23 protein-coding genes and 2 pseudogenes are annotated in these 24,476 nt (G+C 31.3%); 21 read left to right on the forward strand and 4 right to left on the reverse strand.

Annotation, left to right across the window (positions count from 1 at the left end):
* The first annotated feature begins 33 nt into the window (after nt 1-33).
* The 5 genes from B7692_RS04245 to B7692_RS04265 are packed head-to-tail and all read left to right on the forward strand — an operon-like array spanning nt 34 to nt 2,038.
* Nucleotides 34-315: a hypothetical protein gene (locus B7692_RS04245; RefSeq protein WP_000005472.1), complete on the forward strand. Its 282-nt coding sequence runs from the start codon at nt 34-36 to the stop codon at nt 313-315.
* An 8-nt stretch (nt 316-323) separates the two neighbouring features.
* A complete protein-coding gene (locus B7692_RS04250; RefSeq protein ID WP_084930000.1) occupies nt 324-1,163 on the forward strand; it encodes a phage replisome organizer N-terminal domain-containing protein in 840 nt (279 codons plus the stop codon).
* Nucleotides 1,156-1,485, forward strand: a complete 330-nt coding sequence (locus tag B7692_RS04255; RefSeq protein ID WP_084930001.1) for a transposase — start codon at nt 1,156-1,158, stop codon at nt 1,483-1,485. The genes B7692_RS04250 and B7692_RS04255 overlap by 8 nt, the downstream gene beginning before the upstream one ends.
* Before the next feature lie 45 nt (nt 1,486-1,530).
* Nucleotides 1,531-1,863, forward strand: coding sequence for a hypothetical protein (locus tag B7692_RS04260; RefSeq protein ID WP_025170744.1), 333 nt, complete (start codon nt 1,531-1,533; stop codon nt 1,861-1,863).
* Nucleotides 1,844-2,038 (forward strand): hypothetical protein, encoded by a 195-nt coding sequence (locus tag B7692_RS04265; RefSeq protein ID WP_000469565.1) that lies wholly within the window; start codon nt 1,844-1,846, stop codon nt 2,036-2,038. Before B7692_RS04260 ends, B7692_RS04265 begins: the two co-directional genes overlap by 20 nt.
* 248 nt (nt 2,039-2,286) lie before the next feature.
* On the opposite strand, the gene B7692_RS04270 is transcribed toward B7692_RS04265, so the two are convergent.
* Nucleotides 2,287-3,837 (reverse strand): DNA cytosine methyltransferase, encoded by a 1,551-nt coding sequence (locus B7692_RS04270; protein ID WP_084930002.1) that lies wholly within the window; start codon nt 3,835-3,837, stop codon nt 2,287-2,289.
* A gap of 184 nt (nt 3,838-4,021) precedes the next feature.
* Between B7692_RS04270 and B7692_RS04275 the strand changes: the two genes are divergently transcribed.
* From B7692_RS04275 to B7692_RS04290, 4 genes are read left to right on the forward strand one after another with little or no spacing between them, the layout of a single operon-like run.
* Nucleotides 4,022-4,483 (forward strand): helix-turn-helix domain-containing protein, encoded by a 462-nt coding sequence (locus tag B7692_RS04275; RefSeq protein ID WP_050215472.1) that lies wholly within the window; start codon nt 4,022-4,024, stop codon nt 4,481-4,483.
* Nucleotides 4,483-5,703: an MvaI/BcnI family restriction endonuclease gene (locus B7692_RS04280; protein WP_050215473.1), complete on the forward strand. Its 1,221-nt coding sequence runs from the start codon at nt 4,483-4,485 to the stop codon at nt 5,701-5,703. Before B7692_RS04275 ends, B7692_RS04280 begins: the two co-directional genes overlap by 1 nt.
* A 14-nt stretch (nt 5,704-5,717) precedes the next feature.
* Entirely contained in the window at nt 5,718-6,893 is a 1,176-nt protein-coding gene (locus tag B7692_RS04285; protein WP_084930003.1) for an SIR2 family protein, read from the forward strand.
* Nucleotides 6,890-8,797, forward strand: a complete 1,908-nt coding sequence (locus B7692_RS04290) for an ATP-binding protein (RefSeq protein ID WP_084930004.1) — start codon at nt 6,890-6,892, stop codon at nt 8,795-8,797. The genes B7692_RS04285 and B7692_RS04290 overlap by 4 nt, the downstream gene beginning before the upstream one ends.
* A 678-nt stretch (nt 8,798-9,475) precedes the next feature.
* Here B7692_RS04290 and B7692_RS04300 read toward each other — a convergent pair.
* A complete protein-coding gene (locus tag B7692_RS04300; protein WP_084930005.1) occupies nt 9,476-9,751 on the reverse strand; it encodes a cytoplasmic protein in 276 nt (91 codons plus the stop codon).
* Between the two features lie 884 nt (nt 9,752-10,635).
* Between B7692_RS04300 and B7692_RS04305 the strand changes: the two genes are divergently transcribed.
* The 7 genes and pseudogenes from B7692_RS04305 (at nt 10,636) to B7692_RS04335 (ending at nt 18,288) form a co-directional block, all read left to right on the forward strand.
* Nucleotides 10,636-10,971 (forward strand): helix-turn-helix domain-containing protein, encoded by a 336-nt coding sequence (locus B7692_RS04305; protein ID WP_084930006.1) that lies wholly within the window; start codon nt 10,636-10,638, stop codon nt 10,969-10,971.
* A gap of 81 nt (nt 10,972-11,052) precedes the next feature.
* On the forward strand, nt 11,053-12,402 hold the full coding sequence (locus B7692_RS04310) for a hypothetical protein (RefSeq protein ID WP_084930007.1): 1,350 nt from the start codon (nt 11,053-11,055) through the stop codon (nt 12,400-12,402).
* Between the two features lie 87 nt (nt 12,403-12,489).
* A pseudogene (locus B7692_RS04315) lies at nt 12,490-13,350 on the forward strand (ImmA/IrrE family metallo-endopeptidase).
* 281 nt (nt 13,351-13,631) lie between these two features.
* The gene (locus B7692_RS04320) at nt 13,632-15,593 is read left to right on the forward strand and encodes an HsdM family class I SAM-dependent methyltransferase (protein ID WP_084930008.1); all 1,962 of its coding nucleotides are present in this window, start codon (nt 13,632-13,634) and stop codon (nt 15,591-15,593) included.
* Nucleotides 15,583-16,077 carry a restriction endonuclease subunit S gene (locus B7692_RS04325; protein WP_205008223.1) on the forward strand — a complete coding sequence of 165 codons (495 nt, stop codon included), beginning with the start codon at nt 15,583-15,585 and terminating at the stop codon, nt 16,075-16,077. The genes B7692_RS04320 and B7692_RS04325 overlap by 11 nt, the downstream gene beginning before the upstream one ends.
* Nucleotides 16,074-16,571, forward strand: a complete 498-nt coding sequence (locus B7692_RS04330) for a restriction endonuclease subunit S (RefSeq protein WP_084930010.1) — start codon at nt 16,074-16,076, stop codon at nt 16,569-16,571. The genes B7692_RS04325 and B7692_RS04330 overlap by 4 nt, the downstream gene beginning before the upstream one ends.
* A 10-nt stretch (nt 16,572-16,581) precedes the next feature.
* A complete protein-coding gene (locus B7692_RS04335; protein WP_084930011.1) occupies nt 16,582-18,288 on the forward strand; it encodes a DUF262 domain-containing protein in 1,707 nt (568 codons plus the stop codon).
* Nucleotides 18,289-18,518: 230 nt separating this feature from the next.
* Here the strand turns inward: B7692_RS04335 and B7692_RS04340 are convergent, their stop codons facing one another.
* Both B7692_RS04340 and B7692_RS04345 read right to left on the reverse strand, forming a co-directional pair.
* On the reverse strand, nt 18,519-18,707 hold the full coding sequence (locus tag B7692_RS04340; protein ID WP_084930012.1) for a hypothetical protein: 189 nt from the start codon (nt 18,705-18,707) through the stop codon (nt 18,519-18,521).
* Nucleotides 18,708-18,891: 184 nt separating this feature from the next.
* Entirely contained in the window at nt 18,892-19,254 is a 363-nt protein-coding gene (locus B7692_RS04345) for a hypothetical protein (RefSeq protein ID WP_084930013.1), read from the reverse strand.
* 357 nt (nt 19,255-19,611) lie between these two features.
* On the opposite strand from B7692_RS04345, the gene B7692_RS04350 reads away from it, so the two are divergent.
* The 5 genes and pseudogenes from B7692_RS04350 to B7692_RS04365 all read left to right on the forward strand — a co-directional run bounded on the left by B7692_RS04350 (nt 19,612) and on the right by B7692_RS04365 (nt 24,471).
* On the forward strand, nt 19,612-20,379 hold the full coding sequence (locus B7692_RS04350; protein WP_239822371.1) for a hypothetical protein: 768 nt from the start codon (nt 19,612-19,614) through the stop codon (nt 20,377-20,379).
* 260 nt (nt 20,380-20,639) lie between these two features.
* Nucleotides 20,640-20,735, forward strand: a pseudogene (locus tag B7692_RS11590) (DNA recombinase); the annotation flags it as partial.
* Nucleotides 20,736-21,434: 699 nt separating this feature from the next.
* A complete protein-coding gene (locus B7692_RS11595) occupies nt 21,435-22,502 on the forward strand; it encodes an AAA family ATPase (RefSeq protein ID WP_474104135.1) in 1,068 nt (355 codons plus the stop codon).
* Nucleotides 22,503-22,638: 136 nt separating this feature from the next.
* Nucleotides 22,639-23,589 (forward strand): helix-turn-helix transcriptional regulator, encoded by a 951-nt coding sequence (locus tag B7692_RS04360; protein ID WP_084930015.1) that lies wholly within the window; start codon nt 22,639-22,641, stop codon nt 23,587-23,589.
* 78 nt (nt 23,590-23,667) lie between these two features.
* Nucleotides 23,668-24,471: a hypothetical protein gene (locus B7692_RS04365; protein WP_084930016.1), complete on the forward strand. Its 804-nt coding sequence runs from the start codon at nt 23,668-23,670 to the stop codon at nt 24,469-24,471.
* Nucleotides 24,472-24,476 lie beyond the last annotated feature (5 nt).

Raw genomic sequence — 24,476 nt, forward strand, 5'->3', positions numbered from 1 at the left:
AGCTTATTTAATTTAGAAATGAGGTGTTAATTTATGTCGGAAACTACTTTAGTTGTCCAGCTTCCTAAAGAATTAGAGAAGCAATTACGTGCTCATTATGATGAGATGATTTCAAATGCTGTGGCAAGAGTATTTGAAGATAAAGAACTTTATAAACCCATGGTTCGTATGTCAGGTTTGTCTAGGTGGTTAGATGTATCTACGACGACAATCCAAAAATGGACAAAAGAAGGAATGCCAACCATGGTAATTGATGGAGTGACTTTATACGATAAAAGAGCAGTAACAAGATGGTTGAAGCAATATGAAAGATAGGTACTTGTATGAATGGTGTTCAGTGGATCAAGATAACAACAGATATATTTGATGATGAAAAAATTCAGCTAATAGAATCGATGCCAGAAGGAGATACTCTTATTGTAATATGGTTTAAACTTCTGGTGCTTGCAGGAAAGCAAAATAATAGTGGAATATTGAGTCTAGGAAATAAGGTATATTACACAGAAGAGATGCTTTCAACAGTGTTTAGACGAAAAGCTACATCGGTAAAATTAGCTCTCAGCATGTTTGAAGAATTTGGCATGATAGAAATCATAGATGGCGCTATTACCATTCCAAAATGGGAGAAACATCAGAATATAGATGGCCTAGAAAAGATTAGAAAACAAACAAGGGAACGTGTTGCTCGCCATAGACAAAAACAAAAAGCACTAATTAAAGGCGAGCCACAACTCATTTTAGACTGTAACGTTACAGTAACGGATGAAAATGAGAATGTAACGCAAGAGATTAAGAACGAGAGTAAGAATAAGAAAGAGATTGAGAATATACTGGATAATAGTTCTAGAAAGCCTGAAACTTATATTCCACCTAAATATTATTCTTTGTTAGAATCCATTTCTTATAAATACAATGATAGATTTTTGTATCCTAACAATTACACTTTAACACATGCTCAGAAGATGAAGATAGGTGAGTATTTAGCTAGTGGATATGTAACTAGTGATGAAGTCATTAGCATGATTGAACGGATTCCTGAGGATGCGACTTCTCCTTTAGCGTATTTATTTAAGTCTATGGAGAATTTAAAGCAGGAACGGATGTTGGAGTGCAAAACAATTGCTCATGAAAATGCCAGAAAGAAGTATATGATAAATGAGTAGATATCGGACTATTCTAAAGAAATTTTATATTACTGAAGAACAAAATGAAATAGCGAATAACTTAATTAAAATGACAAACCATCTAAGTTTTTCCTCTTATGCTAGAAAAATGTTGTTTAAACGTTCGCCTATTTATATTCAATTTGATTTTAAATCTTATCATGACTTTATATTTCAAGTAAGAAGGATTATCAATAACTTACGTCAGTTAGAAAGAATAGCGAAACAAAGTGAAGATTTAGATAATGTAAGGATATTTCACTGCTGTGTTGAGATGATGATTGGATATGAAAAGAAGACAAGCAAACAAGCAAACAAGTGAAAGAACTTGTGAAACGACTAAATAAGAAAACGAGGTGATAAAATTATGAGAATAAAATCGGTGTTGAAACAGGTATTTTTGACAGAAGAAGAAAATAAAAAATTAAATGATTGTATGAGGAAGGAAAATATTTGTAATTTTTCTGAGTTTGCTAGAAAAAAATTAATCCGAACAGATTTGAACATTCACAAAGTCTCTTTTGAAGGTTTAGTTCCTTTAACAGAAGAGTTGGAACAGGTAGGAAAGAATATCAATTCTATAGCCCGTCTTGCAACTGTAGTTGGGAGAATAAGCTATGAAAATAAAATGGATATGTCTATTATGATGCAAAAAATAGTTGACGTGATGGAGGAAAAAGATGTTTATTTTCAAAAGTAATATGGATAAGGATTTCGATCAGATATGCGAATACATACTGAAATTAAAGCGAGCAGAATTATTTCTTCATGGAATTAAACAACAAGATAAAACGAAGGCTCGTTTGTATCATGCGATGCTGGAATACTACGATGCTAACCATAAAAAAGAAAGCCATATGAGAATTTTAAAATAAGAAAGCGCTGTTAAATTTAACAGCGTTTTCTTATATATCTTCTTAAAAAAATTGTACACACAAAGTACAGCTAAAGTGATTTTTTTGATCATTTTATCGAAGGGGAGAGATTTCTCATATTATGACTTTGCGAGCTCAGAGTCTGTATACACACACTCCTAAAATCACCTCCAAAGTTTGTATACACAAAGTGTATGTACTTTTGAGGTGATTTTCATTTTGGGGAAGTCCCCAAACCCTTAATGATATTATTGTTGATTTATTGCGATCATTACTTGTTCAGCAATTGCTTTAGCCAGTAACGGTGGAACAGCATTACCTACCTGAGTAAACTGGGGTGTTTCTTTTGCTCGCTTATCACCCCCTGTTGTACGCTTACCAAGAAATTCAAAACTATCATCAAACGATTGTAGACGAGCCATTTCTCTTACAGTTAAAACTCGATTAAAAAATGGGTGGATATAGTCATCCGGTAATGTTACCATAGTTGGTGAGACGGTATCTTGATTAAGACGAACTCGAATACTCTTTTTGGTAAAGATAGCTTCGGTTGCAGCAGGAGTTGAATCACCATCTTTTAACATTTTTAAAAACTTATTTTCTGTTATTTCTAAGTTTAAATGATTCTTAATTTCATTCCAAAATAGTTCGGCTTCCTCAAATGAGGATTTTAACCTAAGTGCTAGTGATTTTAGGATATTTTTTTTAGTTGAATCGTTTTTATCATTCATAGACAACAATCCCAGCTGACGATTAGTGAATTGCAACCATTTTTCAGACTTGAAACTTTCTTGGAGCAAATCTTGGTTTTTAAGTTGCTTTAAAATAATAGGTTGATTAGCTTTGCCATTTAGTTGGAACAAACTATCAATAAATAGGTTTGGATAATCCCTTTTTAATTCTACTTTTTCTAATTGGATTCTATTAACTGCTTTGGCTCTGTTCTCACCTTGTTGGTATAATGAAAAACGTTGTGTAACAATGTCATCATGCTTCGACATTTCCATATTCAATGGATTATCAGCTGCAATAGGTTGTCCATCTGTGTTAGGAGTTCTTCCTAATCGACTTTGTATCGAATAATTTGTTTCATAACTAAATTCCCCATCATAAAGATTACCTAAAGCATCATAAACAGTAACATTTGGGATATCATTATCACTCTCTGGATATTTAATAGGGGCTACATCGTTTCGGTATGCTAAAAATACAACTCGATTTCTTTGTTGTGGTATACCAAAATTTGCAGCATTTAGAACTTGAACATCAAGTAAAGTGTATCCTAGCTCGTCCAACTCAGATCTAAGAATAGATTGAACCAAATTTTGTCCTTTGTAAACCCTATTATCGAGTACGCTTGGGAAATCTAACATTTGCATATCCAAAATACCAGTTACATTTTCCATAACAACATAACGTGGCATGATATCTTTAATAATACGCAAATATTCGTGGAAGAGCATATTTCTAGGATCTTTGCTATCTCGTTTTCCTAGACGGCTGAAGCCTTGGCAGGGAGGGCCTCCGAAGATAACATCTACAGTTCCTTTTTCAAAGATATTTCCATATTTCAATGAGTTGATTGATTGAAAGATTTTGTCAGAAGTCAGTTCTTTTATATCAGCGAGTTCAAAGTGGGTGTCAACACCATCAATTAAACCTAATTGTTGATGTCGGTTGGTATATGTTTCTTTTACCATAGTGCTTTTATCGCTAGAAAAGATAATATCAAAACCAGCTTGGATGATTCCTTCGCTAAATCCTCCAGCACCGCAGAATAAGTCTATTGCATAGGGCATAATTTACCTCGAATTTTGTATTTACTACCTTAGTAGTATATCAGAATTTTTTTGAAAAGTCCAGGGATTACTTTCTACTTGTATATTCGTAAAAGAATTAAGAAACAGTCAAAATGTAAACTAAAATGAATTATTTAGTTGCTTAAAGTTGTAATATAAAGAAAATGAGAATTGGAGAGTTATTATGGAGCGATATGTAAAAGAAAATATTGAACGATTGCTGTATTCGAGTGAATTATCGCAAAGTGAGTTAGCTAAACAGACAGGACTTAGTAGGCAAACGATTAACAAATTATTATCTCCAAATACTAATTATAGTCCTAAACTTTCAACCTTGGTATTGATTGCTAATGCTTTATCAATCAATTTTCCAGAACTTTTGATTAGAACCGACAAGATCAGTGCTTCCAAAGAATTTTTTTCTAATTCTGTGGAGGAATATCAAAATATTCTTATACAAAATGTCAAGCTATATTTGAGAAGATGGAATCAATTTTCATTGAGTACTTCAGATGGAGTTAGAGAGTCTACTATAAGCAATCTTGTAAATGGTAAATATTCAGATATTTATTTTTCAACAATAGAAAGTCTTGCAGATGAAATGGAAGTTTCACTGGCTGATTTATTTAAGAGAGGAGAAAACTAATGCAATTTATTCCGTATGATGATGAGTTAGAGGTTATTAATACAATACACAAGTACAATTCTAATGACTATACTGTTATAAGATTGACGCAAACCATGCTAAATAAAAATATTATTGATGCAAACGGTTTTTTAAGAAAATTGCTGTTAGATAATGATTTATTGGATTTTAAAAACTTAACTTCAAAAGTTTACCTGACAGCTAATCTGGTGTTGGCTGATCAGAAACACGAAGTAAAAATAAGTTTCTATAAAGCCAATAAAAGAGGTGACGAGAGATTCTGGATATACGGGTTAGGAGAGTTCATTAGGTCATCTCAAATCAATGTCAACGACATGATTTACATTACTGTAGATAATCAAAAAATATTAACTTTATTTAATGTCACACGTAGTATTCCTAGAAGTCGTACAATTATACAGATATTTGGACAAGATAAAGTAGAGGCTTCATTAAATAGGTTGATTCCGCAGATGAAAGCCATAGCAAAACAAGGATTTCATAGAAACTCAAAAGGTGCTGGTGAAATTGCACCGAAGGATGCTGGGGACACTCTGGAGTCGCTTTTGGGAATTAAAGTTAATAATAGTCAAGAAGCTGATTTTGAAGGAATTATTGAATTAAAGTCAAAATCTTCTAAAACATTGGATACCTTATTTACTCTACGTCCTAATTTTGAAGGAACACCTGTTGCAGATTTTGAACCGAATGATAGAAGTAGAGTATCAGCATTTGCTCGCCTATATGGTTATGATTCAGATAAACATTTAGGATATAAGAGCTTGTATATTACAATAGGTGCAGAAGAAAATCCTCAAAATAATCAAGGATTCTATCTGGAAGTTAATGATAGAGACAATATTGTTGAACTACGAAAACAAGAAAACAAGAAGAGTATTTTGGTTGCTTTTTGGAAATTCGAAGCATTAGAGGAAGAATTACATAAAAAACACCCAGCAACTTTATGGGTGGAAGTTGAATCCAAAATGGATGGCGAATTAGGTTATTTCAAATACGTTGAAGCAGAATTAACACGTTCACCGCAATTTATGACTTTTCTTTCTCTGATAAAATCAGGAGCTATTACCTATGACTGGCGTGGCTATACGACCCCGTTGGGTAAGTATGCTGGTAAGAATCATGGTAATGCTTGGAGGATTAAGAAAAAGAAAAGAAGTTTGTTATTTGGTAGTACAGAAAAAATTAAACTTGAAGATTGAAGGTGAGTAATAAGATGAATTCTGACCAATTTTTAAAAGATATTCAAGGAAAAAATGTCAATTTTTTGATAGGTTCAGGAGCTTCTTCAGGATTAATTCCTACATTGTGGATTAAGCCAATAGAAAAGTCTTTTGAAGAATTATTGACTTCAAAAAATTATGACGAAAATCAACGAAAAGTCCTTTATTTCATTTGGTTTGAGCTTTGGATACGTAAAACAAAGATTTTTGATTTTGATGCAAGTAATAAAGTTCATAATCAATATAAACGATTTGTTCAAAATTTAATTGATTTTCTTAATAATGAGGGTTTTGATAAACCTAAAAGAGTTAATATATTTACGTCGAATTATGATACGTTATTTGAAATGATATTTGATAAACTAAGTAAGGAAAATAGATTAACTTACTTCAATGATGGTAGTCGGGGGTTCTTCAAAAAGTTTATTTCGACAGAAAACTATCACTTGAAGATATCTCATTCTGGAATGAGTGACTCCTTTCAACGGGAGATTCCAACTATTAATTTGTTGAAAATTCATGGATCTGTAACTTGGATTAATTCAAACAATGAGATTGAAGTAAATTTAGAAAACAAAATATTCGAAAAACTTTGTAATTCGAGCGATAGAATTATCAATTTAATAACTGAATTTAATGATAATAATGTGAGCACTGAAGATAACCTATTGGACCCAAAAAAATATGAAGAAACTCTTCTTTTTGGAAGTTTGACTGAGGAGAAATTAAGTGAGGAATTATCTAGAATATTTGAAAAATTCTCCGATGAAGTGGAGTCGTTCTATCGATTATATAAAACATTTCCAGTCGTAAACCCTACAAAGGAAAAATTTTCAGACACTGTTTTTCAACAACATTACTATCAGTTATTGCGGATGCTAAGTTTTGAATTGGAAAAAAACGATAGTGTTTTAATTGTTTTTGGTTTTTCGTTTTCTGATGAACATATCTTAGAGATTGTACGTCGTTCAATAGTTAATCCCAAACTCAAGATTTATGTTATTGCTTTTAATGAAGGTGCGAAGAAGCAAATAAAGGAAAAATTGGGAAATTTAGGAGGAAATATTATAGAGTATCTTCCGTCTATCTCATCTCCAGATGGCAATGAAGTTCAAGGAAATTTTTCATATCTTAATTCATTATTTGATGCAAAGGGGAGTGACAAATGACGAATGAAAGTTATGTAGTAGGGACTGTAAGAGAAATTAAGGGAACAAATGTGGTTATTCGATTATTTGATAACTCATCACAAATGACCTATTTCTTTAATGGGAAACGTTACTCGGGTATTATGATTGGATCATATATTGGAATTAAACGTGGTCATTATACGATAGTAGTAAAAATTGAAAAAGAGTATGCACAGGATGTTCTAAGAGACACAACAGTTCAGGAGTTTTCTAAAGACAGGTTCTTTAGAGAATTGGAAGCAAAAGTAATTGGAAGCTTTGTTCGTGAAAAATATATATCAGGAATGGTGGCTTTTCCGCAAATATTTAATGACGTTATTCTATTACCAAATGAGCAAATAACCTCTATAATAAGTGGTGAAAGTTTGGGAGATAATAGATTGCCTTCGAATCCGAATTCATATTTTACTATAGGAGAAATATGGCCGGAAGGTATCCCCTATAAGGTTAATTGGACAACGATTTTTAATACTCACATTGCGATTTTTGGTAATACTGGAAGTGGTAAATCTAATACTCTTGCTAGACTTTATAGTAATCTATTTGATTTAAATAAGAAGAATATCTTAACGTTTGGTAAATCTAAGTTTGTAGTTCTTGATTTTAATGGTGAGTATGTAGGGCATAGAGTATTGACTGATAATAAGAAAGTGTATAATCTAAACACTCAAAATTCGGGGGGTGATAAAATTATAGTGCCTGCTAATAAATTTTGGGATAAAGAAATGTTATCCATTTTATTTGGCGCGACCGCACAAACTCAACAGCCTTTTTTAAATAGATTATTAAAGTATTACTTTTCAAAAAATAATTTTGAAGAGAATGTGTTAGAATATTTTTATAGAGCTTTTAAAACAGTTTATACTTCTACATCAAAAGAATCTTTAGATTTACTAAAATATGCACTGGATGTTTTAGAAATAAATCATGAAAGTTTTTCTACATGGATTGATTTCAGTGCTTTTAATCCGTATAATTCAAATGGTTATTACAGCATGCAAGAATTGTCTGGTTGGAAAGCAAATAATAATAGGTGGTATTGGAATGCTGATGAAAATATGGAAGCATTAGAACAAGAAATTGGAAATATAAAACAACGGATTTCAATGTTTATGACGTTGGAGTCAAAGGAAAAAATCAAAAATCCTATTATTCAACTGCGATTGGCAGCTTACTTTCAGATGATTTTTGATTTGTCTCGTCATACTATACAGTATGACCATATTTCACCTCTTATTCATAGAATCGAGGCACGTTCCAGTGATTTTGATAAAGTTCTTCAGATTGAAATGTTACCAGAAAATGATTCTCAAGAGTTATTTGCTGATGGGAATGTAAATATTGTTTCGTTAAAAAATATTAATAAAGACATAAAAATGTTGTTGCCAATGCTAATTGCTAAAATTAGTTATGATATACATAGAGCTAGATTTGAGCAAGATACTATATTTAATCTTATTATTGACGAAGCGCACAATATTCTTTCGGAAAATTCTACAATTGAATCTGAAAAATGGAAAGACTATAGATTGGATGTTTTCGAAGAGATTGTAAAAGAAGGGCGGAAATTTGGATATTATCTTACAATAGCCAGCCAAAGACCTTCTGATATCTCTCCGACAATTGTTTCACAGATTCATAACTATTTTATCCATCGATTGGTAAATGATAATGATTTAAAATTACTAGATAGAACAATGACATCTTTAGACTATATTTCAAAGTCAAGTATTCCTAATCTATCTGCTGGACAAACAATAATCACAGGTGTTTCTTTTGATTTACCAGTAATTGTTAAGATTACTCAACTTCCAAGGGAAGAATCTCCAAATAGTTCAAATAGTGAGCTACTGAAAATATGGAAGGTCAAAAACTATAAATAAAATAAGGTGGTATAGTTTATGATTTTAAAATCAAATTAACTGAGTTACTTTTGGGAGTTAATAGCTTAAAAGTAGGTTATTTCTCAATTGCATAAGCTCCGAAAACTAAAAAGTGATAACCCTTTGATAACCTCTTGATTTTTAAAAGGGTTATATATGTAAAAATTGAGGATTTATCTCTTAAAAGAACTTGATTTCAGTGATAATTTACCATAAATATCATAATGTAGAAAAAACCAGGTCTTAAGAAAGCTCGTAAAGCATCACAATTTAGTAAACGTTAATTCGAAAGAATTACTATACTTACAAAGAGCACCTTTCGGGGTGTTCTTTTTTGTACTTTCTTGATAAATTGGTGCAATTGACACAGTTGTTGCGACTTTAGTCGCTTACAAATGTGGCTGCAACCTGACGAGGTCAGTTGCCTCAAAACGTTAATCAATACGATTATATCAACGTTTCAAAGCACTCAAGAGTTTACCTCATGGGTGCTTTTTTTATGTTTTTTGAAAAAGTTCACCTCAAAGTTTACCTTATTGTTTTAGAGACTTTAAAGCAAATTCACCTACTGTCATAGGAACTACATTAGAAGTGTTGACATAAGTCTTTGTTGTAATCGTTTCACTATGCGTTAGTGCTTTATAGGTTCCATAGTTTAATCCAGTTTTAGCTATTTTATTATTTCTTGAGTACTAGCTTCTCAGCAAAAACGTTGAGAGCAGGTGCGACAGAATTTCCATTCAGCGAAGTATCCGATAAGAAAATAGGATTAACTGCTTCAACAAGAGCATCTTCTGGAAAGACAGTGGTAGAAGCAGGTGTAATAACGTGGAAGGCACCATGAGTTTCACTATTTAGAATATGTCTTTGGTACTTTCCTTCTTTACCAAAGACATAACGAGGAGCGTTTCCTAATTTCTCATAGTAAGCTGGGCCGATAAATTCTGGTTTCATTTTAAAGTTTCTGGGATCATAAGTTGTTTCCTTTCTGATTGTAAAATAAAAAGAGTTAAGCTGGTAGCTTCACTCTTGAGTAGTAGTGAGTAGAGAGTTAACGTTTAAACATTCTAGTATAGAATGCCACTTCGGAATGAGAAAATCCTGTAACAAGTGATTTCTTTGCTAAAGACTCTAAATCATTCAAAGATTGAGTGTATAACTGTGCGGTTAGCTTATCAGATGAACTGAATATTCTATATGTAAATGTGTAATTATCGTAAAGTCGTTTACATTGTAGTGCGAAAAAAGTTTGTCATAGTTTTATCCTTTATTATAAATGTAAAAAAGCTACTAAGAAAACAGAAGACTTAGTAGCTTGAGAGTGAGTCTATCAAGGTAGATAGACAGCAGTAAAGAAAAGTTATTGGTTGAAGGATTCCTCCTTCACGGTGGCAAAGTTTAGCAAGGTGCATTGCATGAATTACCATCGCTTTCCCAGCCAACCACAATAGGTAGTCATTATCATACCCATTGGGTTCTCTTACGCCCTTTGGCGAAGCCAGTTCACTTTACTATTCGGAAAAGTGCGAAAGTCCGAAATGCGTTGAAGTCCACAAATAATGTTTTAAATCTTCACTTCAACCATCAAACAGACTTGACTTTTCTTTTCAAAACGTTTACAATAAAGGTACGAAGTTTAGTGTAGTTTTGGCAATCAGTCTTCTGGTTGTCAGACGCACTTTTTATTTAATTGTCAATGATCGTGATTTAGCCTTGAAGATAAGGTTATTATTTTCAATTGTTATACAACTATTAGTTGTTGGTTATATTTTACAACCGTTAGTTGTAAATGTCAACGGTTTTCTGCAAAATTTTAAAATATTTTTTTGAGGTCACATATGGAATTCGCAGAACGATTGAAAACACTAAGGAAACAAGTTAAACTAACACAGACTCAAATAGCTGAAAAAATAGATATTTCCCAACAAGCATATGCTTCATGGGAACGTGGAGCAAAAAAACCAACACAAGAAAATCTTGTTAAGATTGCACAAGTTTTAAATGTGTCCGTTGATTATTTAGTTGGGAACTCAGAAGAAAAATCAGATGAATTAGATAATATTGAATTGCTTTTCCGTATGAACTCAAAAGGCTTGACTGATGAGGAAAAGGAAATTTTTAAGAAAGAGTTGATTGAATTTATGGAAATTAGGAAGAAAGCGTTTGAAAAGTAAAGAATAGAACGAAGTTGGTAAGTATTAAACAGTTTATACTTTAAGTATTGTATTTGTATTTAATTAAAGGGAGCTTTTGTAGTGCTGAAAAAGATAATTCAACAAAAAGATAATGTACCAATTTTAATAATTCATTTTATACTTTTTTTTATTGTAGGAATTATTTATTGTTTTTTTAATATAGAGAGTGTAGAAGTAGCCTATTTTATTATTTCTATCTTTATTATTTTAAAGCTAATCTGTTTTATTTATCTTTCACTAAGGAAAAAAATTATTGTAAAAATAGCAAATTTAACAATAACAGTTTTTTTAGGTTTTATAGACTTTCTAATTTTAACTGAATTAGTACTTTTTCTTATGGATCACAACAATCTGAATTTTAATATTTCTGATCTTATCTATTTAATTATTTTTATAGTACCCCTGATATTTATTATGCCCATGTTGGAAGCTTATCTAATGAAAAGTACGAAACCAGAAAATATACTCCCTATCATAATTGTTGCATTTTGTGAAGTTATACTTGGAACGATATTATATTTTATTGATCCCAAAGAATCAGCAATTATATCAGCATTTAGTGCATTATTTATATTTTTGTTAACACCTGAAAATTTGGAGGTTTTATTAAACATAAAAATATCGAAATATAGGGCACAACAAATTTCGTTCATTAGATCTAATTTAATATTTTTGATTCCAATTATGTACATAATAGCAAAAATGATTCCGATTTCTACGTGTGTTAATAATCCTTTGGAGATTGTACAACAGCACATATATCGCTTATTCTTCTTACTAGTATTGTGGGTAATTACAGTATTTTTAATTTATTTGCCAAATAATAGACAGTCTATTCAAAAGTATCTTGGTTCACCTTCTAACCAGGTAGAACTAAATGGAAATTGGAATATGATTATAAAAAATAAATATACTAAAAAAGATATTATTGTAAGACAATCCTTATTGAATATAGATGGTAGAAGACTAATGTATCATAAGACAATTTTTTATTTAAATAAAAAATCGGAGGTACTGAATGATTATGAAGAAAAAGTTGGGAAAATAATAAAAATTGATAGTGAACAAATAATTTTAGAACTTGATAATAAAGGTGAGAGAAAATCTTTACGAAATAGTAAGAGTTATATAAAATTTATCAAGATTGGAAGTAAAGAGTATAATAATTTTAAACAAAAATATAAAAAGGAAAATGCAATATTTCGTAACATTAAAATCTTGGATCCAATTACTCAAAAAGATATAGAAGTCACAAAATTTATTAGTTATACAGACAAAAACTACTTTATTGAAGCAAATAGTAAAACAAGTGATGAATATAAACTTGAAAACGATATGTTGGTTGGGTTGAAAAGTAATGAGGAGTCTTTAACGTATCTAGATACTTATGAATCAGATACATTTTACTAGTGGACAGTCGTCCACTTTTTTTATATAATACACTCAACCTATTTGGTTTAGTTGTTGCGAATTATGACTTAAGGGAGGTACTGTTCGTTGGATGAATTGTATTCAAGGGTAAGTGAAATAACAAAACAGGCCCTATATTCTTTTATGAAAGAAGAAGAAATTTCAACCCTAAATTATCACTTTCGTTACTTTTTTGACCATTGCATTTGTAATAATAATATCCAAGTAATTAGTCATCACTTTTCAAATCATAAGATTGAAGGTTTGACAGTTATTGATGAGTTTGGTATTAGTTTTTCCTATGAAGAAGACAATCCAGTGACTAAGCGCCACTTCACCTTATGTCATGAGCTGGGACATTTTATTTTAAAGCATGAGGGGTCTTATTTTACAGAATCTGTGGATAATAACGAATCAGAGTTGGAACGAGAAGCCAACATTTTTTCAGCTATTATACTTATGCCAGATATTGTTCTGTTGTCTAAAATTTATTATTCCTGTGATACCTTTCAAAAGATCAGTTTCAAAACGGGCACTTTCTTTTCGTTTAATTGACTTATTAAGGCACTATGAAGTAGATGATGAGTCAGCCATTAAGCAAGCAGTTGAAGAATATATAGACGGTCAGAATGCTTCTCTTCATCACTATTTTCATCAAGTAAAAGAAATTTTGATTGCAGAATTTAATAAGTATCAACCGTCTCTGTTATTAAGCTTAAAAAAGAAAATGAACAAACAAATTTTGTGACTAGTCAAGAATTACCAGAATTATTAAATCAAAATTGTTGGCATGAGACTAGAGCTAAAAAGGGATTAAAAGTGTGGCTTGTTTATAACAAGGGGAAATCATTAGCCTATGTTTGGGATAATGAAAAATTATCTGAAACAGAAGCAAGAAAAAAGGCAAATTTAGAACTATTAAATATATTATATAAAAATCAAAGATAGGTAAAAATAGCTAAAGCTAATTTAAAGAGATATTGAGATGAGGTAAGTGGAGTAAATGAATTTAACTAGTTCTCCTTATAAATACAAATAAATACAAAGATTTATTAATGTCCCCCTTAGTTAAAATTTTTTCAAAGTGATATTCTGCTTTTTTTAAACCTTAGAATAATTATATAAATTACTAAAAAGCGTATAATATATAGAGAGAATAGCAAAATCTCAAGCAATATGCAACTTTATTTGATATAATAAAAAGTGATAAACTTAAGGAAGTGAAAAATATGGCAAACGAAGCAACAGCAACTGATCAATATGTCAGAAGAGAGATAGAAAAATTTGGTGTCCGGTATGATGAGCAAGGTTCCTCTCATCCAGAAATTGCTAAAGCACTAAAAGGAGCTAGCAAACAAGGGAAATCTGGGATTGGAAAGCCTGAATTTGTTATGCAAATTTCAGATTATCTTATTGTTATAGAAGATAAAAGAGACAATGATAAACTTATCAATCTTACTACAGATGGTTCTATTGCAAAAGATATTCCATCATTATCAGGATATGCTGTAAATGGTGCGGTGCACTATGCAAACCATATCGTAACGAAGACAAGCTCTTTTGATGAAGTAATAGCAATAGGTATTACAGGGGATGAGGAATTTCATAGCATTCAACCTGTATTAGTTTCTATAACTGAAGAAGGAATTACTGAAGAAAAACTTCCGAAGTTAATTGATCTTCAGGAACTTCACCCGGACAATATAAATGAATGGTATTCAGTAAATGTACTTAAAGAATATTCTATTGAGCAAAAACGCATTTTCGAATTGCAAAATGTTTCAAAAGAATTACATGAAGATTTACGGAACTATGCATCTCTCGAAGGTGAGAATAAGGCAACAGTTATTTCGGCAATTCTTTTAGCCCTTAATGAGGAAGATTTTGATATCAAAAAATTAACGGGTAATAAGTATCCTAAAAAAACTGATGGTATTGAGGACACAACAAGGCCAGTAATTGATAATGATGGAATGAGAATTCTAAAAGCAGTTAAAGATTACATTGCATCTGAAGGTGTTATGCCGGAAGACAAGGTCAATATTCTTCTCACTAAGTTCTCGTTTTTAGAAACTAATGTCCGGCTGAATGAAAAAAACGGGACATTAGGAGTTACACCGCTTCATTATTTTACTAAAAAACTACAAGATAAAGTTATCCATCACTTTAAACAAAATACAGATTACGATATTTTGGGTAATTTCTATGGTGAGTTTGTGAAATATGGTGGAAGTGATGGGAATGGTCTTGGAATTGTTTTGACGCCTCACCATATTACGACTCTTATGACGGAATTAATTGATGTGTTACCGACTGATTATGTATTGGATCCTGCTTGTGGTAGTGGCGCTTTTCTGATTTCTGCAATGAATAGAATGACTAAACTAGCGAAGAATAAGGATGAAATAAAGCATATTAAGCAGCATCAGCTACTGGGGATAGAGTTACAGGAGAAGATGTTCACTGTAGCAACAACGAACATGATTTTACGAGGCGATGGTAAAAGTAATCTACAGTTAAATGATATGTTTTCTGTTGCTGGTGAAGATACACAGAAGCAGAAAGTAAATAAAATTTTATTTAATCCACCATATTCTCAAGGGAAAACAGACAAAACTCTAACAGAAATCAATTTTATTCGTCACGCTTTGGATATGCTGGTGACTGGGGGGAAATTAGCGGTGATTGTCCCCCAATCAACGATGGTTGGTAAATCTAAGGAAGAAAAAGAATACAAGAAAAAAATTCTTGAAAAACATACTTTAGATATGGTAATTACTGTAAATAAAGATACCTTCTATGGCGTGGGGACTAATCCTGTTATCGCGGTTTTCGAGGCAGGGAAACCTCATGATATCGAAAGAAAAAAAGTTAAATTTATTAATTTTGAGGAAGATGGTTTCGTTGTAAGAAAACATATTGGTTTGATTGATGATGGTACAGCAAAGAAAAACAGACGTTACTTATTTGATGTTATTAATGGAAATGAAGAGAATTACACGACAAAGTTTATGGTGAAATCGACAATCCAAGCAGAGGATGAGTGGTTACACAGTTTTTACTACTTTAATGATGAACCGCCAAGTGATACTGATTTTGAAAAGACTGTTGCAGATTATCTGAGTTTCCAATTTGATATGTATACCCATGGTAGAGGCTATTTATTTGAAGAGGTACAGGATGAAGAATAGAAAATGGAAAGAGTTTAGACTCGCAGAGTTATTCCAAGTAAAACGTGGCAAACGTCTTGTCGAAAGTAGTCGTATTGCAGGGATGCGCCCATTTATAACAGCAGGTTTTCATAACAGTGGAATTGCTAGTTTTATTGCAAATAGTGAGCAGGAAATTTTTCCTAAAAACACAATCACGATTGATATGTTTGCAAATGCATTTTACCGTAATTATTCCTATAGTGCAGATGATAATATTCTAGTGTTAATTAATGATGATATTTCAGAAAACTGTAAATTATTTATTACTTCAGTTTTTGATAATGCAAATCAATTTAGTTATGGAAAACAGTATAGACTAGGAAATTTTAAAAGGCAGAAAATTATGCTTCCTGTTACAAATTACGGGACGCCTGATTGGGCATTTATGGAAGAATACGTTCAAATTAAATTAAATAAAATCAAATCAAGGCTACCTATCGACTTCCTAGACCAAATAAAATAACAGATTTTAGAGAATTAGACGAAGTTAAGTGGAAAGAGTATTTCTTGACAGATATATTTGAAACTATTAAACGAGGTAAACGCTTGAAAAAATCTGATCATATTTCAGGTAACATTCCTTATATAAGTTCAACAAAAATGAATAATGGGTGCGACGGTTTCTTAGGAAATCAAAAAGGGGTTAGAAAATTTAGGAATTGTTTAACAATTGCTAATAGTGGAAGCGTTGGAAGTGTATTTTACCATGATTATCAGTTTATAGCCTCTGATCACGTTACAGCTTTGGTAAATTCCAAATTGACCAAGCAGCAATATCTCTTTATTGCTAGTCGTATGTCAAAAATTGGTGAAAAGTATTCATTCAATCGTGAAATGAATGATGAAAGAATACAGAGAGAAAAAATACAACTTCCAGTTGGTATAAATGGTCAACCAGACTATGACTATATGGAACAGTATATGAAACGTATGGAAAATAAAGTAATAAAAAAATAGGGATGAGCTAATGTATATCAGTATTTCAAGTGAAAGTACTATTGAAAATATTTTTTCAAATTTTTTAATTATTGACGGAGAAACTTATCAATTTTCTATCCCTTTGTACCAGAGAGAATACTCTTGGAGAGAAGAGCAGTGGAGAGAGACTTTTGATGACCTTATTCATTCGTTGAATAAGCCTGATATGGATACGGATTATTGGGGAAATATTATTGTTTTTAAAAATGATGCGAACAGGGAATTTGAAATTGTAGATGGGCAACAACGATTAATAACACTGTTGTTGCTAATCTTATCTGTTGGAGAGATCAATAAGCCAAATGGCTTTTTACCGTTAAAATTTAAAGGTGATAATAATGAGTTGTGGTTGAAAATAGCTTCAAAACTTCGTTTAAGACAGGATGAGAAACGCCATGCGTTTAATCAAGCAATAGAATTTTTTGAAGAATGTATTAGAGAAGAAGGCTTAGATGCAAACCAGTTATTACAACATATTCAAAAAACAAAACTTTCTATTGTGATTGTGGATGACGAACTTGAAAGCAACTTACTTTTTGGACGTTTAAATACACGAGGCCTACCTTTAGGTCAGGTGGATTTGATTAAGCATAAGTTGTTCTATGCTACAAAAAGAAGAATGGCACCAACAGGAAATGATGAGGTATTAGAAAAGTGGAAGGCACTTTTTTTAACTACAAAGGATTTGAATACAACTATAGATCAGTTTTTGGAAAAATGGTGGGAAGTTCACTACGATTTAAATAACGAAACCTTATACTCGTCTTTTCAACAAAAATTAATTTCAGATGACTATTTATCGTTTTTAGAGTCAGTTTTAGCTTCTTCTCAACAAATCTTAGATTTAAAAAACAATAGCACAGGGACCGATAATAGAATTGGACGAAATTTGAAATGGCTATTGAAAATTTCTCAATCGGAGCAACTTTGGATGGTACTAATAGCGTTAGAAGATACAGTATTACCATCAAAAAGAAGAATTGATTTTTACGAACAATTAACGGTGTATGAATTTTGTAGGGCGATATCTTCTCAATCCGATTTCTCAGAACTAGATGATATATACTATGATTTCGCCAAAAATTTACTTAGTGAAGTAGCTGGTAATCGAATGAATGGCAATGAAGTAATTGTTGAAATTGCAAAAGTAACCCAAAAAATGGTAGAACTTTTGCCTGACTTACCTGACTTCATCGATGACTTTTCAGCCTTGAGGTTTGATGATAGTGGTAGATGGGAATGGGAAGGTATAAGTCATGAACAAATGCTTTCTAGATATGCAATATATACTCTGAATAACTGGTTAGATACAACTAATCATGGAGCTGGTGTTGAATATCGAACTAAGGATGATGATGAGTATTCGATAGAACATATAAGAGCAAAACTGCATGCAATTAGCGCGAGTTCCCATGAATATTTAATTGGTAATCTTGTAGTGCTGGAAAAACAAATAAATAACGATTTGGGAGATATAGATGTTGATGAAAAGCTATCTGAATATAAAAAATCCTCCTATCCCCAAATGAAAGAGTTTCTGATTAAAAAAGAGAGAAAACACGGAACTGCATATCGTAGAAACAATATGATGGAATGGAATAAGAATGGATTTGGTGTTTCAGATATTGAAAATAGAGGAAGATATTTAGCGAATTCATTCTACGAACGAATAGAAGAAATCTTGGGTATGAAATAACAATGTTATCTGCTTCGAAATAACTGTTTTTCGGAAATATAAAGAGATATAGAAATTTCCAGGAGTGACTTGTAACTTCTTTCAATCCTATGGCATATTTATATGCTGTTTGAATCGTCTCGATGAGAGTACAACTTTTTGAAACTTTATGAGGCATTGAGCTATGCAACCAAGTTTTATAAAAAATTAGAATCTGACCCAAAATAAATTTCAACAAGGTTTCAAAACACTTAGTCCCTATCCAGATTTGGATAGGGTTTTTCATCATTCCAAATTCGAATTAAAATTTCAACACTTGCTTTTAAATGGAATAGTTCAGTTGTTATATCGCTGTTAGTGTGGTTGTTTTCTATTTGGTAACAATGGCGTTTGATATGCCATAATGCTCTTTGGATGTTATTTTCTTTTATATTTTTCATGGTTATATCATATCAAAAGAAATTATATGATTACTCTAATAATTCTCAAATGATAAAAAATAACTCTGAACGGTATATACAGATTATAAACAAGTATTTTAAAATGTTTTACGGATACAAAAAAGAACACTCAAAAGTAGTGTTCTTATGAATTAAGTAAAGTTTCCACTAATTCTCGAGGATATTATTGATAACCATACTTTTTTAAAGCTTTTTGATAAGCCTTGCTATCTTTTTTATAATAGTCGTGCCTCATGCCTGAAATATCTACAGTAAATACATCATCTTTAAAAGTATAACTTTTTGTCAGTTTAATGATATTTTCTCCCAATAATTGAATGGTCGATTTTTCTTTGTCTATGGTAAAACCTTCGGCCTCTTCATGTTTAATAGTTCCCGTATCACCAGATATAACAAAAGCTACTTCATTTCTATTTTCGTTTATCCAGTAATATTCTCCATCTAAGGAGATATTTGATTGCTTAGAGCAAGCCATTAGCAAAAATGAAGATATAGATACCAATATTAATTCGATTAATTTTTTCATTTTACTTCCTCCTTTCAACATTATACCAAATAAATATCATAAGTATAATATAGATGTTGTCAGCTACTATTAAAGATCTTTCGAGAAAATACTTACTTTTCGGAAAGTCAAAATGTTGTTATTTGTGATATACTTATACTGAGCTTATATCTTTTGGATGTTCCAGGCTCATGAACATTCTAATGTTTTATTTAGACACTATGGACCTCTAAAGAGGATGGATTTCAGTGGACTTTCCCAAATATTCATATCAACTCTAGCTGATAAGAGAAATCGAATCTCAAGGAAGTTCTTGAACTACAAAACTCTGTATCAATTTTAAATGAGCCAGGTGAAATTTCTAGCTTAATTTGATAAATGATGAAAAATAAAGGAATAGTAATGAAACTAATTTATAGAACAAAAATTCATAGACCCAATAAATACGAACGCTTTCATAATGAATATTATCAAAAGGGAGATATCATTGAAAAATATACCATTTCTAGCACACGAGTACCAGGTCGTCTAGAAAAAGGTGAAACCAGAAGAAATGATTGTAAATATTTGAGCGAGTCTTGGCATATCCAAGATCCTAATATGCCACAATGGCTAAAACAATATATAGGCAATACATCAGAAACTCATATTGAAGACCTGATAAATGAATTACAGACAAATGGATATCGTGTGCATACATGTGATGATAAGCCTTTACTTATCTTTAAAGACAAGATTGTTAAAGTTTTTATTGATCAGGTATGGATAGATATTATACCTTTGATAAAATTATATTATAATAGGAAAAAAGTATCAGACAAATTACTCGAGCAGTTTGAAAAAGATTGGCTTGATCTTAATGTCTCTTATCAACAATTGTTAGATAAGCAAGAGGAAGTGAACTTACTCAAAAAAAACGAGGAATACGATAAATTTTATCAAAAATTTTATGAATCCTACAACTCAGAAAACGCAGCTGGTGAATTAAATAGATTTTTGTTAGATGTGATTTCTAATACAAAGGGTACTGAGAAGGAATATTTTGTACAATTACTGGAGAAGGTTCAAAATCAAGATTTCACGCCTGAACTTTATGCTAATACCTTAGCAACTATATTTACTCGAGAAAGATCCAAGCTTCACTAAAATAGTGTATCTCTATTTTAGGTATATATACTATCGTCACTCCAAAATGATTGTTTCTTATACAAATTGGTAAACTAAACAATGAATCTTACATTGGTTATTTGCTTTTAGCTGGCAATTAACAAGGATTTCATTAGTAATTTTTTAAACAAATAATGAGATTTCTCTTAAAAAAATTTTTTGTAGCAACAATTGAGTGGACATAATTTGTCCACTCTTTTTTGTAAACTTAAATTATCAATAAAAAGAGGTGAAATTAAATGAACTATTATCAAGTTGAGTTTAAGAATCATGATGATTTCTTAAAAACTCAAACAGAAGATTTTATTAATACTAATCGTTTATTGCTATTTAAAGAGGATGACGCTTATTACCTTATTTCTCAAGAAAATTACAATGATCAAGAAATCATGGGGAAAATAAAGGATTTTTTTGATCATGAGTTTACATTAAAAAAAGTTAAAACTCTAACAGAAAGTGATTTTATAAAGAAACTTGAAACAAGTGATAGAAGAGAATTAGTAAAATTCTTATTAAGTGCAAATAAAGAGACAATACCTCATTATCTAAAGCCTAATTTTGAAAAACTGGATGAATTGAAAAACATTTATGGTCTCACTGATTTTAAGAAGGCTGTTCAGGAACTAATTACATATCTTTCATTTCAAGAAAAAATAAATAATAATGAACAACAGCAACATTTTTATATTTTTATTGGAGAGAAAGGATCGGGTAGAAAGTTTGCAATCAAATTTCTAGAGTCTCTCTTTGGAATGAATGCGATATTTGTTAATTGCAATCAATATTTTGTTCCTAAAATAGGTGAAAAAGATTTCTCTGTATTAGTTGATTATCTTTCAGCAAGATTAAAAACAAAATCAGACATTTTTGATAATTTTCGACAGAAGAAGGGGAATTCCTTTAATATTATTATCTCTAGAAGTATTCAAGAGGCGGAATCTATTAGAAAAGAATTACTTGAAGATTTTAATAAGGTATCAATTATTAATTTTCCGCAGTATGATGAATCAGAGCTTAAAGGGATCGGTCTTCAAATGCTAAACCAAAAAAGTGTTCAATTGAGTAACGAAGATTTTGAAGATCTATTTGAAAATAAAGTGCTAAAGGATGCTAAAGAAGTTCGTCTTTTTGTTCAAGAACTTATTGAATTTGCGGTACAAAATAATTATGATCCTTCAGATAAATACGAATTAAATCTCGATGGATTTATTATCAAAAATGAATCTTCAGTTGAAGATGAAGAAACTGCAGAGAAAAAGTTGAGTGAATTAATTGGTTTAGAAGAAGTGAAAATAGTCCTAAATCAGCAGTTAGCATATAATCGGGTTTCTGCATTGCGTCAGGCTCATGGGTTTAGTAACCAAGTATTAAATCGTCATCTTGTTTTTTCCGGAAATCCTGGCACAGGGAAAACAGTAGTTGCCAGGCTCTTTTCAGAAATTTTATACAACAATAAAATAATTCAAAAGAATAAGTTAGTGGAAGTGGGGCGAACAGAATTGGTTGGTGAATATGTTGGCCAAACTGCTCCAAAAGTAAAAAGAGCTTTTGATGATGCAAAAGGGGGAGTACTCTTTATAGATGAGGCCTATAGTCTTATTCAGAGTAGTGAGAGAGATTTTGGACACGAAGCTATTTCAGCGATCATACAAGAAATGGAAAATCGTCGGGATGAGGTGTTGGTTATTTTTGCTGGATATGAAGAATTGATGGCCCAATTCATTGAAACTAATCCAGGATTATCCTCTAGAATTTCTAGAGAAATAAAATTTTTTGATTATACAGTTAATCAACTAATTGCTATTTTAGAATTGATGATAAATAAAAGACATTATCAATTAATTGACGATTGTAAGATAGTACTACATCAGCATTTTTCAGAAGTTGTGAATTGTAGCTATTTTGGAAATGCTAGATACGTCCGAAAATTAGTAGATGAGATTGTCTTCAGTCAAGCACAACGAGTGATTGAAGGTGATAAGATTCAGTTAGAAGATGAAAACTTTTTAAATCAAATTACATTGACAGATATAAATAAGGCTATTGTAGCTATTGAAGCAAAATTATCAAAATCAATATCGTTAATAGGATTTGGAAGGTAGAAAAACCTGTAGTAGGCTTTAAAAGAAGAAATCGGTATTTAAAAAAGAGTATGATCAGTAAAAGATTTGAGATAGGAAATTGATTGAATCTGAACCATTGGAAATGTTATAATATTGTTAAAGGATTTAGGATTATATGAACGACCAAGAACGCTTATTAACTATATTTTTACGATTACAGTCTGGCGCACATTTAGCTAAGGCTCAGCTTGCAGATGAATTTGGTATTAGTGAAAAAACTATACAACGAGATTTTTCTCTCTTGTCTGGTTTCTTAGATACACAACCAATGGTTGCAGCAGAGCTTGCTTATGATGCCAAGCACCATACGAAATACCTAAAAGGGAAATCTTTATTTAATAAAAAGGATATTCTTATAATTTCAAAAATTTTACTAGAAAATCGTTCTTTGAATAAGGAAGAAAACAAGGCTTTACTTGATAGTTTATTGGCACTTATTTCAAAAGATGAGCAAAAAGAAGTTTCTAGTATTATTGCAAGTGAGTTGCTAAATTATGCACCACTATCAGACACACAAAATCGTATTGATAAGGTTTGGGAATGGTCTGAATTGATTCGTAAGGAGTTGGTATTAGACATTGATTATCAATCTCCTTATAATACTAAAAAGAGACATACAATTTTTCCGGTTTCTCTTTACTATGATACTCATTATTTTTACATAGTAGCCTATAATTTAGTTTTTGATTCATATATGACCTTGAAATTAGATAGAATTCTTAATTGGGTAAAATCTAAAGAAAAGAAACCTCCTCTCTCATATGGAAGAAAATTTCGTGATGGAGAAATTCGTAATAAACGTGTAGATTCATTCATAGGAAAAGAGTTAAAGATCAGAGTCCTATTCGTCAACGATCCAGCAATTGTTATTGATCAATTCTCAACAGCAAAAATAATTGAAAAAACGTCAACTGGTAATATTATTGAATTTGTGAGTCAAGATACACCAGGGTTGAAGAGGTGGCTATTAAGCCAAGCAGAATCCTTAAGGGTATTGTCTCCAAAGTCGTTAATTGATGATATGAAGACTCTTATTAAGAAAATGGAAGAAAATTATCTTGATTAAATATTTAAGGGTGAATGAGAGAAATTTTTGTTTGCTTAAAAAGGATACTATGAATTTCATAAACTAAAGGAGTAAAAAATGAGTAGAGTTATATATAGAACTCGTCCATTATCACCTTATGCAAAGTATGAAAAGTATTGGAATGAATACATTCAAGAGGGTGATGAGATTATTAAGTACGTTTATAATAAGGTTAAATTTCCGGACCGAGAATTAAGAAATGAAATATACTCCGATGAGAAACAAAGATGGACTATAGGTGATATTGATTTTCCTGATTGGTTATATGGATATGTGGTCGACTCTGATTTATCCGACAGTGGTAAAAAAATTGTAAAACAGTGGAGATTAGAGAAGTATATTTCTGATTTAAATAATTACAAAGAAAAAGGCTATTTCATTGATGAAGAAAAGAAAATTGTCATAACGGATCGAGAAATATTAATGTTCCGAGAAGACTCAGAAGTACCTTATTGGGATAAAATCACTTCCTTAGTAAAAGAAGCTTATAATCGTATTCGTATTACGCCTCAAATGATGGAGTTGGTAAAAAAAGATTTTGAGACTCAAACAGTGGATTATGAAATACTTTGTGAAATGGCTGAACAAAATAGGAAGAAAAACGAAGAGAAAGAAAAAGAATTTTTAGCCAAGCAGCAAGAATTACAAGAGAAAAAAGATTACGAAGTAGCTATTCAATTGTTTCTAAGACTACAAAAAAATTTAGATGATATAAAGCCGAAGTTAAGTGAAGAAGGAAGAAAAGAAATCGATAATCTTCTTAACTTAATCAATGAATCAGAAATAAGTCGTGCTAGATATGATATTTTACATCAAGCGGGAGTCGAAATAATTTTGAAAGAAAAAAGTAAGAGAGGCTAATTTGA

Origin of the sequence: Streptococcus mitis, from assembly GCF_002096925.1 — a bacterium.
Lineage (GTDB): Bacteria > Bacillota > Bacilli > Lactobacillales > Streptococcaceae > Streptococcus > Streptococcus mitis_AF.